Annotated in this window: 7 protein-coding genes and 2 pseudogenes; 6 read left to right on the plus strand and 3 right to left on the minus strand. The window is 59.2% G+C overall.

Annotated elements, in window-relative coordinates; genetic code table 11:
* Nucleotides 1-125 (minus strand): transposase (locus CFR79_RS14665; RefSeq protein ID WP_146220156.1); only part of this gene is annotated, 125 nt, incomplete at its 3' end.
* A 96-nt stretch (nucleotides 126-221) separates the two neighbouring features.
* Here CFR79_RS14665 and CFR79_RS14670 point away from each other — a divergent pair.
* The 3 genes from CFR79_RS14670 (at nucleotide 222) to CFR79_RS15745 (ending at nucleotide 3238) form a co-directional block, all read left to right on the plus strand.
* Nucleotides 222-416, plus strand: a complete 195-nt coding sequence (locus tag CFR79_RS14670) for a hypothetical protein (RefSeq protein WP_110548401.1) — start codon at nucleotides 222-224, stop codon at nucleotides 414-416.
* Nucleotides 417-428: 12 nt separating this feature from the next.
* The gene (locus CFR79_RS14675; RefSeq protein WP_110548402.1) at nucleotides 429-2147 is read left to right on the plus strand and encodes a recombinase family protein; all 1719 of its coding nucleotides are present in this window, start codon (nucleotides 429-431) and stop codon (nucleotides 2145-2147) included.
* Nucleotides 2148-2545: 398 nt separating this feature from the next.
* A complete protein-coding gene (locus CFR79_RS15745) occupies nucleotides 2546-3238 on the plus strand; it encodes a hypothetical protein (protein ID WP_146220157.1) in 693 nt (230 codons plus the stop codon).
* A 243-nt stretch (nucleotides 3239-3481) separates the two neighbouring features.
* On the opposite strand, the pseudogene CFR79_RS14680 reads toward CFR79_RS15745, so the two are convergent.
* Nucleotides 3482-3874, minus strand: a pseudogene (locus CFR79_RS14680) (SOS response-associated peptidase family protein); the annotation flags it as partial.
* Nucleotides 3798-5294, minus strand: a complete 1497-nt coding sequence (locus tag CFR79_RS14685) for an ATP-dependent helicase (RefSeq protein ID WP_258373647.1) — start codon at nucleotides 5292-5294, stop codon at nucleotides 3798-3800. The gene CFR79_RS14685 and the pseudogene CFR79_RS14680, both read right to left, overlap by 77 nt.
* Nucleotides 5295-5451: 157 nt before the next feature.
* Between CFR79_RS14685 and CFR79_RS14690 the strand changes: the two genes are divergently transcribed.
* From CFR79_RS14690 to CFR79_RS14700, 3 genes and pseudogenes are all read left to right on the plus strand, one after another.
* Nucleotides 5452-6216 carry an ImuA family protein gene (locus CFR79_RS14690; protein WP_110548403.1) on the plus strand — a complete coding sequence of 255 codons (765 nt, stop codon included), beginning with the start codon at nucleotides 5452-5454 and terminating at the stop codon, nucleotides 6214-6216.
* Nucleotides 6131-7654: a DNA polymerase Y family protein gene (locus tag CFR79_RS14695; RefSeq protein ID WP_258373648.1), complete on the plus strand. Its 1524-nt coding sequence runs from the start codon at nucleotides 6131-6133 to the stop codon at nucleotides 7652-7654. Before CFR79_RS14690 ends, CFR79_RS14695 begins: the two co-directional genes overlap by 86 nt.
* Nucleotides 7651-8898, plus strand: a pseudogene (locus tag CFR79_RS14700) (PHP domain-containing protein); the annotation flags it as partial. The gene CFR79_RS14695 and the pseudogene CFR79_RS14700, both read left to right, overlap by 4 nt.
* Nucleotides 8899-8996: the final 98 nt, after the last annotated feature.

The raw sequence follows: 8996 nt of genomic DNA on the forward strand, positions 1-8996 counted from the left end.
CGCCGGTTCGCAGGCGGCATCAGGGGGGCTATGCGCTCCCATTCCTCATCGGTCAGATCAGATGGATAGCGTTTCGTCTTGCGCGTAATGTTGGCCATTCGGTCTCGTTGTTCTGGCGTCCACATCCTGAGTTTGAATCACGCATAAACCCGCTTGAAAAGCCATCATATCGAATTTCCAAAAGGGCACTAACCAAAGGTCCATGCAGAAAGGACGGGAAGATGGCACGCCAACGCGATACGATAGCGGGCAAGATGCGGCTCGTTCTCGACGCCCCGGACGCCAACGTGACCCCATTACGCAGTGGAGCCGATCCTCGGCTGGTCAGTCTGGTCCGGCTTCTGGCCCGTCAGGCCGCACGGGATTTCGTCAACGCTGAAGTGGAGGCCGCGAGGCGACGCGATCTCCAGGATTAGGGAGATGAGATTGTGAAAGTCGCGCTCTACGCCCGCTACTCATCCGACAACCAGCGCGATGCGTCGATCGAGGACCAGTTGCGCCTCTGCCGGCTTCACGCCGAAAAGCAGGGCTGGACGATCGTCGACAGTTATACCGACCGGGCGATCTCCGGTGCCTCCCTGCTCCGCCCAGGTATTCAGGAACTGATCCAGGACGCTACGCGCGGCCGCTTCACGATCATCGTGGCCGAAGCCATCGACCGGCTGTCGCGCGACCAGGAAGATATCGCTGGCCTGTTCAAACGGATGACCTTCGCCGGCGTGCGGATCATCACCCTCTCCGAGGGCGACGTCACCCACCTGCATATCGGGCTCAAGGGCACCATGAATGCCCTCTTCCTTAAGGATCTGGCCGAGAAGGTTCGGCGAGGGCTGCGCGGGCGTATTGAGGACGGCAAGTCCGGCGGCGGCAACTCCTACGGCTATGACGTTGTGCGCCAGTTTGACGCCAAAGGCGAGCGCATCCGGGGCGACCGGACCATCAACGAGGAGGAAGCGCGCACAGTCAGACGGATCTTCACCGATTACACACGGGGCAAGTCGTCGCGCACGATCGCCATGGAACTGAACCGGGACGGCGTTCCGGGTCCACAGGGACGCGAATGGGGACCGTCCACCATTCACGGCAATCGGGAACGTGGTACCGGCATCCTGAATAATGAGATGTATGTCGGGCGTCTGGTCTGGAACCGGCTGCGTTATCTGAAAGATCCCGATAGCGGCAAGCGCGTTTCACGCCTTAATCCTGAATCCGAATGGGTGATTCAGGACGTGCCGGAATTGCGGATCATCGAGCAGGATCTATGGGATGCCGTGAAGGCGCGCCAGGCCGAAACAACCTTCAGCCAGCCAGAGAGGGGAAACGAAGCCCTCAATGACCGGCGCCGTCCTCGCCACCTCTTTGCCGGGCTCATCCGCTGCGGCTGCTGTGGCGGTGGGTACAGCATGATCTCGAAAGATCTGCTTGGTTGCTCGACGGCGCGCAATAAGGGCACCTGTGACAACCGTCTCAACATCCGTCGCGATGCGCTGGAAGCATCGGTCCTCAGTGGATTGCGCACGCACCTGATGGAACCGGAGCTGTTCAGGGAGTTCTGCAACGAGTTCACCCGCGAGGTGAACAGGCTTCGGATGGAACACGGTGCCGATCTGGTTGCCATGCGAGCAGAACTGCCCCGCATTGATCGGGAACTGGCAAAACTTCTGACTGCGCTCAAGGCTGGTGGACCAATCCAGGCAATTGTCGATGACATGAAGCGGTTGGAAGCACGCAAGGCCGAAGTGACAGAGCGTCTTGCCAATACCGAAGAGCCGCCTCTCCTTCTCCATCCGAATATGGCGGAGATCTATCAGCAGCGGATCGCGTCTCTTTATGAGAGCCTTCAGGCCGAAGAGACGAAGACCGAGGCGGCCGAGCGTCTGCGCACGCTTGTCTCGCAGATCACGCTCCAGCCGGCCGACGGCGAACTGGCGATCATCCTGCGCGGCGATCTGGCGGCGATCCTGCAGTTTGCGGCGCACAAGAAAAACGCCACGGTCCATCCGGACAGTGGCGTTCTCGATGCGTTCGTATCGCAAGTATCGTTGGTTGCGGGGACAGGATTGGTTCTCAACTTGCGGCAACCGCAAGTTGAGAACGAAGCGGGTCTAATAGGCTGTTTTAATGAACTTTTTTCGGCACACGCATGACCTCTTACTGAAATAAATGCCCCCTACCCTCATAAAGCGTAAAGCTTATGCATCCAGAGCTATGTCCGCTTCCGCCTACAAAGGCGGAAACCAAGGAGTGCCCTCATGCTTTCCCAAAGCGGCCGTGGATCATAGTGCATGAGAAATAGTCTCCTCCAATTCCGCGCTGTTCAGATGAGGCAGGCATAGCCCCCTGGTGAGGATCCGCTTTCGCCCCAGTGAAAATTGGTCTGCGTGACTGGCGAGAGAGATGAGGCACTATCGGGGAGCGCGAGTATCAATTGCCGGAATTAAACACCTGACTTCTTGGTGGCGGTCATCACCATCGTGTGTGATGATAAGTGCCCTCGCTAGAGCAGCGAGCAATCTTCCAAGCATTAAACGAGGAATTATTATTAATGCCCATCCAGAATGCCTTAATTTCACATCTACCATGGCTACATCCAACAGGCCTCTTACTGTTATCAGGATCTTGGGCGGTTTTTAAGGGAATTACTTCTAGGATTTCAAATGAAAAAGCAATCCGTTGGGATTTTAGGGATGACCCTGCGACTTCCGATGCTATCATCAGCAAGGTTAGCAAATTTGAATTATCTACTTTGATGCCGATTATAATTACTATAACTATTTCAACGATTTATATAACAAACGATAAAATATATGGCATATTTAACGGATTAATTCCTAGTACATGGCACCCAGCTTTGAAAGCCATGGCTTGGATTGTAGCTTTCTCAGTTTTGGGATTTCTAGTTCGAATCCCGCTAGCTAAAATAGCCAAAACTTCTGAAACAGGTACAAAAGAAAGAATTTACAAACTCTCTATTTTATTGGCTGCTGAGATTGCGATAACTGCACCATTTTTATATAGGTGGATTTCCAGTTCTCTACCAACAACGTGGCATATGTGGATATTTATTGTTTTTTTATTTATATTTTCATTAGCAAGCATCTATTTTATAAAAGAATTTTGGGGTCAAAATCAGCGAAAAATAACAGAACATATGTTGCGAATTACTGTCATGGTCGACAGTTTTTATTATATGACTTTGTTATATGCAGTTGTAGTGTATTTTTTTGGGCATAGTTAGAAATTATTCTCGCCAAGCGAGGGCGGCAATCTGGCCGAGCATGAAGCAGACAAGAGCTATGGCGTTTCGACCCACAAATTGGAACGCCTTCCAGAACCCTTGTACGTTAGGCCCGAATAGGGGGGTGCAGAGACGTCAGCTGGAAGGATCGAAGAACGGCAGTTTGAACTGCCTCGGGATTGGCGGAGACGCCCGCTTTAGACCCGGACAGTCGGAAAGCAGACAGAGCGCTCTCCCCCACTATCATCCCAAAGGCCGCAGGGGATCGACACAAGCAAGCATGCCATCCGACAAGGGGCGTTGAAGACGCAAAGCCTCGCTGACAGGCGCATTCATCCAAACATCCAGTTCGTCTGACTGCCTCAGAATGACGGGCATGGCCTTCGGATGGATCGCGCCCACTTCCCTGTTAGCCTCGGTGGTCAGAAAACCGAACAGGTCATCCGTCGTCTCTCCATCCGCCAGTTTCCGCACCGACGTCCACCGGCACCAGATTCCGGCAAAGAAGGCGAGCGGTTCTCCGTTGCTGCGGGCAAACCACACCGGCTGCGATTTCCCGTCAGGCAGGCGCTCCGGCTCCGAGAAGGCGGTCAGCGGCACCAGACAGCGATGCTCCACCCCTTCCCAGCGCTTCCACATCCTTCAACGCCTCGAACGGATGGGCACTCTCGCCCATCGTATCCAGCACGCGCCGGGCTGAACCCGGCCCCACGCCCGGCAGAAGCTGCAACACCCGGAAGCCCGCAATGCGATCCCGCGGGTTCTGGGCAAAGCGCAGCAGAGCCAGCACATCTTTCACGTGCGCACTGTCGAGAAACTTGAGGCCACCGAACTTCACGAACGGAATATTGCGTCGGGTCAGTTCCACCTCCAGCGTGCCGCTATGGTGCGAAGCCCGGAACAGCACGGCCTGCTGCTTCATCGGTGTCCCGGCCTCACGCTCTTCCAGCACCCGATCCGCGATATAGTTGGCCTGCGCCGTGTCATCCCAGATGGTGACCAGTCGTGGCTTTTCCTCCGAAGCCCGCTCGGTCCACAGATCCTTGGTGAACCGCTCGGCCGCCTCACCGATCACGGCATTGGCCGCATCCAGAATGGGTTTCGTCGAACGATAGTTCCTATCCAACGTCACGATGCGCGCCGGGGGATCGAAAGACACTGGAAAATCAAGAATGTTGCGCACGGTCGCGGCCCGGAAGGCATAGATGCTCTGCGCGTCATCACCCACCACCGTCAGGCCTCGACCGTCGGGCTTCATGCCCATCAAAATGTCCGCCTGCAGCCGGTTCGTGTCCTGATACTCGTCAACCAGCACATGATCCCATTTGCCGCCGATATCGGCGGCCAGAACCGGATCGCTGACGATCTGCCCCCAGCACAGCAGCAGATCGTCGTAATCCAGCACGCCCTGCTCCTGCTTCGCCGTGACATAGCCGGCAAAGAGCTGTCTGAGCTGGGCTTCCCAGCCCGCGCACCACGGATAGTGCTTCATCAGCATATCGGCGAGCGGCGCGCCGGAATTCACCACACGGGAATAGATGGCCAGACACGTGCCCTTGCCGGGAAACCGCTTTTCGGTTTTCGAAAACCCCAGGTCATGGCAGATCAGATTCATCAGGTCAGCGGAATCTTCGCGGTCATGGATCGAAAACGCCGGGTCCATGCCAATCTGCTGGGCATATTCCCGCAGCAGCCGTGCACCGATGGAATGAAACGTCCCGGCCCAGGCCAGCGCGTCGGCCAATGGACCGGTCCTGTCGCCCAGCACGGTTTTGCAGATGCGTTCCACCCGGCGCGTCATCTCGACACTGGCGCGGCGCGAGAAGGTCAGCAGCAGGATACGACGCGGATCAGCGCCCGAGGCAATCAGATGCGCGACCCGGTGCGCCAGCGTGTTGGTCTTGCCAGATCCGGCACCGGCGATGACCAGCAGCGGGGATGAATCCGCCCCGCCTGCCGGGACTCCGGTCCCGTGCGTGACGGCCTGCCGCTGCGCGTCATTCAGACGGGACAGATAATCGTCGTGGTCCAGGACGGGAGAAGTCTCTGAATTCAATTCCTTAAGATACCTTCACCAATAATTCCGGGTGGTTATGCGCCCTGCATCATGCCTGAGGCAGCACGAATTTGCATTGACTTCCATCGCCCTATCGGAACAAATCACGAACATATAATCATGAAATCCGCCTGCACAAGGGACATCGAGCCGTGACATGACTGCTGAAACCCATAAAAAACCCGGTCTGGAGACGCTGCGGGCCGCGATCAGCCGTCTCGAAGGGCACAGCGACCGACGCCGCAGGATGCTGCCCTTTGGCATGCGCGAGATCGACAGTCGCCTGCCCGGTGGCGGTCTGGCGCTGGGCGCCCTGCATGAAGTGGCAGGCGGAGGCAACGACGCGCTGCACAGTGCGGCGGCCGGTCAGTTCTGCGCCGGGATTGCAGCCCGCACGCGTGGCAAGGTGCTGTGGATCGTCACCCGTCAGGATGTGTTCGCCCCTTCCCTGAAACAGGTTGGGCTGTCGGCACGGCGAACCATTTTTGTCGAGGCCAGTTCGGACGTCGATGTGCTGGCCTGCTTCGAGGAAGGACTGCGACATGGCGGCCTTGGGGCCGTGGTCGCCGAGGTGGCGCGCCTGTCCATGACCGCATCCCGCCGTCTGCAACTGGCGGCCGAGACGTCTGGTTCGCTTGGCATCGCCATCCGACGCTGGCGACGGCAGACGGATGCGGCAGATTTCGGACAGCCGACTGCCAGTGTGACACGCTGGCGGGTGTCCGTCCTGCCTTCCGTGCCGTTGCCGGTGCCCGGTGTGGGCCGTCCCCGCTGGCTGCTGGAACTGATCCGCGCCCGCGCAGGCGAATGTGCCGATTTTGAAGTGGAGGCCTGTGATGGCAAGGGTCGTCTCTCTTTACCTGCCACTCTGGCCGACCGACCGGATCAGGAAACGACTTGGGCCAGACGCGCCCGCGCCTGAGACGCCGCTGGCGCTGGCCGGGCGTGAAGGACAGCGGCGGGTTGTCCTGTCAGTCGATCTCGCCGCCCGGAAGCTGGGGCTGCGCCCCGGCACGCCGGTGGCCAAGGCCCAGGCGCTCTATCCCGATCTGGTGCTGATGGATGCCGATCCCGAAGGCGACCGGCGGGGACTGGAAAAACTCGCTTTGTGGTTCCAGCACCGGATCGCGCCCATCGTGGCCGTCGATGCGCCGGACGGGCTGGTGCTGGACACGACCGGGGCGGATCACCTGCATGGTGGCGAACTTCCCATGCTCAAGGATATGGTCCACCGCATGGCGGGAGCCGGTTTTTGCGCTCGGGCCGTAGTCGCGGACACCTGGGGGGCGGCCCACGCACTGGCTCGCTATGGCCGGTTAGCGATTGCTGTTGTCCCTTCAGATAAAACGACCTCTGCTCTGGCTGATCTGCCCGTTGACGCTCTCCGCCTGCCCTCACCTATCATTGAGGGTCTGGCCACGCTGGGCGTATCCCGCATCGGACCACTGGCCGCCATGCCCCGCGCACCGCTGGCCTTGCGGTTTGGCCCCGACATCGCCCGCAGGCTGGATCAGGCGTTCGGGCATATTGGTGAAGCTATCGTGCCAGTCCGCCCGGTTGATCCGATCGAGGTCAGCCGGAACTTCGCCGAGCCGATCGGCGCGGCCGAAACCATCGCCAAATATATCGGCAAACTGGTGCCGCCGCTCTGCCAGGGACTGGACAAACGTGGGCAGGGTGTGCGCCGTCTTGATCTGCTGCTGCATCGGGTGGACAGCCGCACCGAGGCGATCCGCGTGGCGACCGCCATGCCGGTACGCGATGTGAAGCGCCTGACGCGGCTGCTGTGCGAGAAAATCGAAACGATCAATCCGGGTTTCGGCATCGAGCGCATGGTACTGATCGCGTCCCTGGCGGAGCCCATGGACCGGCGGCAGACGGTCTCCTCCCTGATTGCAGAGGAAGAAGCCGATGTGTCCGATCTGGTCGACATACTGGCCAACCGTGTCGGCATGCAGGCGCTGTATCGTTTTGCCCCGGTAGAAAGCGATCTGCCCGAACGCTCCTTTTGCCGCGTGCCCGCGCTGGCCCCCGAGGAGACAAAGGACTGGCCGGAGCACTGGCCTCGACCCACCCGGCTGCTGGCACGACCGGAACCGGTGCAGGCCATGGCGGAGCTGCCGGACCAGCCACCGCTGTTCTTCATCTGGCGTGGTGTGCGACGGAAAGTGAAATGCGCTGACGGCCCGGAGCGGGTATTTGGCGAGTGGTGGAAGAATGACGCCGAACTGACCATCGCCCGGGATTACTTCCGGGTGGAGGACACCAGCGGAGAACGGTTCTGGCTCTACCGGGCCGGCGATGGCGAGCATGGCGAAACCGGCTCGCAGGGCTGGTTTCTCCACGGGATCTTTGGATGAACTCCTCGGCACCGCGCTACGCCGAACTGCAGGTGACGACGTATTTCTCGTTTCTGCGCGGGGCGTCTTCCCCGATCGAACTGTTTACGCAGGCAAAGGCCCTTGGCATCGAGGCACTGGGCATCTGTGACCGCAACTCTCTGGCCGGGATGGTGCAGGCCCATGTCGCGGCAAAAGAGGTCGGGCTCCGCCTTGTTGTGGGATGCCGTCTCGATCTGGCGGATTTCCCGCCCGTGCTGGTCTACCCAATGGACCGGGCCGCCTATGGCCGTCTTTGCCGCCTGCTGACCCTCGGCAAGGCCCGTGCCGGGAAAGGGAAATGCCATCTGCTCCGGGAGGATCTGGTCGCCTGGGGTGAAGGCCTGATTGTCGTCATGATCCCGGACACGGCGGATGATGCCTGCGCCCTACATCTGCGCAAGCTGAAGGACGCCTTTGCCGACCGGGCCTATATGGCGCTGACGCTGCTGCGTCGCCCCAATGACCAGATGCGGTTGTATGAACTGGCAAACCTGGCGCATCAGGCACGGGTGCCAACCGTTGTGACCAATGACGTTCTTTTCGATACCCATGACCGACGCATCCTGCAGGATGTTGTGACCTGCATCCGCCACAACACGACCATCGACGAGGCCGGGTTCGTCCGCGAACGTCATGCCGACCGTTATCTCAAGCCACCGCAGGAGATGGCCCGGCTGTTCAGCCGTTACCCTGAAGCGGTCGCCCGCACCATGGACATTGTGAAGCGCTGCCGCTTCTCACTCGACGATCTGGCCTACCAGTATCCCGATGAAGTGTCCGTGCCCGGTCAGACGCCGCAGCAGGCGCTGGAGGCTCTGACATGGGAAGGTGCGACACGGACCTATCCAGAGGGCATTCCGCAGGAGGTCCGCAAAAGCCTGAACCATGAACTCGGCCTGATCGGCCGCATGAATTATGCGCCGTATTTCCTGACGGTGAACAGCATTGTCCGCTATGCCCGTAGCCAGAACATTCTTTGTCAGGGTCGTGGCTCGGCGGCCAATTCTGCGGTCTGTTATGTGCTGGGCATCACCGCCATTGATCCGGCCCGAAACTCGCTGCTGTTCGAGCGCTTTGTTTCCGAAGAACGCGGCGAGCCGCCGGATATCGATGTGGACTTCGAACATGCACGGCGCGAGCAGGTCATCCAGTGGGTCTATGAGCATTACAGGCGTGACCGGGCAGCCCTGACGGCCGTGGTGATCCGCTATCGCGCCAAAGGTGTTGATTTTCACTGAGAACTGACCCGGGTTTTTCATCAGGAATTGACCCAGCCAGCTGCTATTTCAGGCGTAGTCGGGCGGGCGGTCAAGAAGAGGAT

The sequence above is a fragment of the Komagataeibacter saccharivorans genome (genome assembly GCF_003207825.1).
Classification (GTDB): Bacteria; Pseudomonadota; Alphaproteobacteria; order Acetobacterales; family Acetobacteraceae; genus Komagataeibacter; species Komagataeibacter saccharivorans.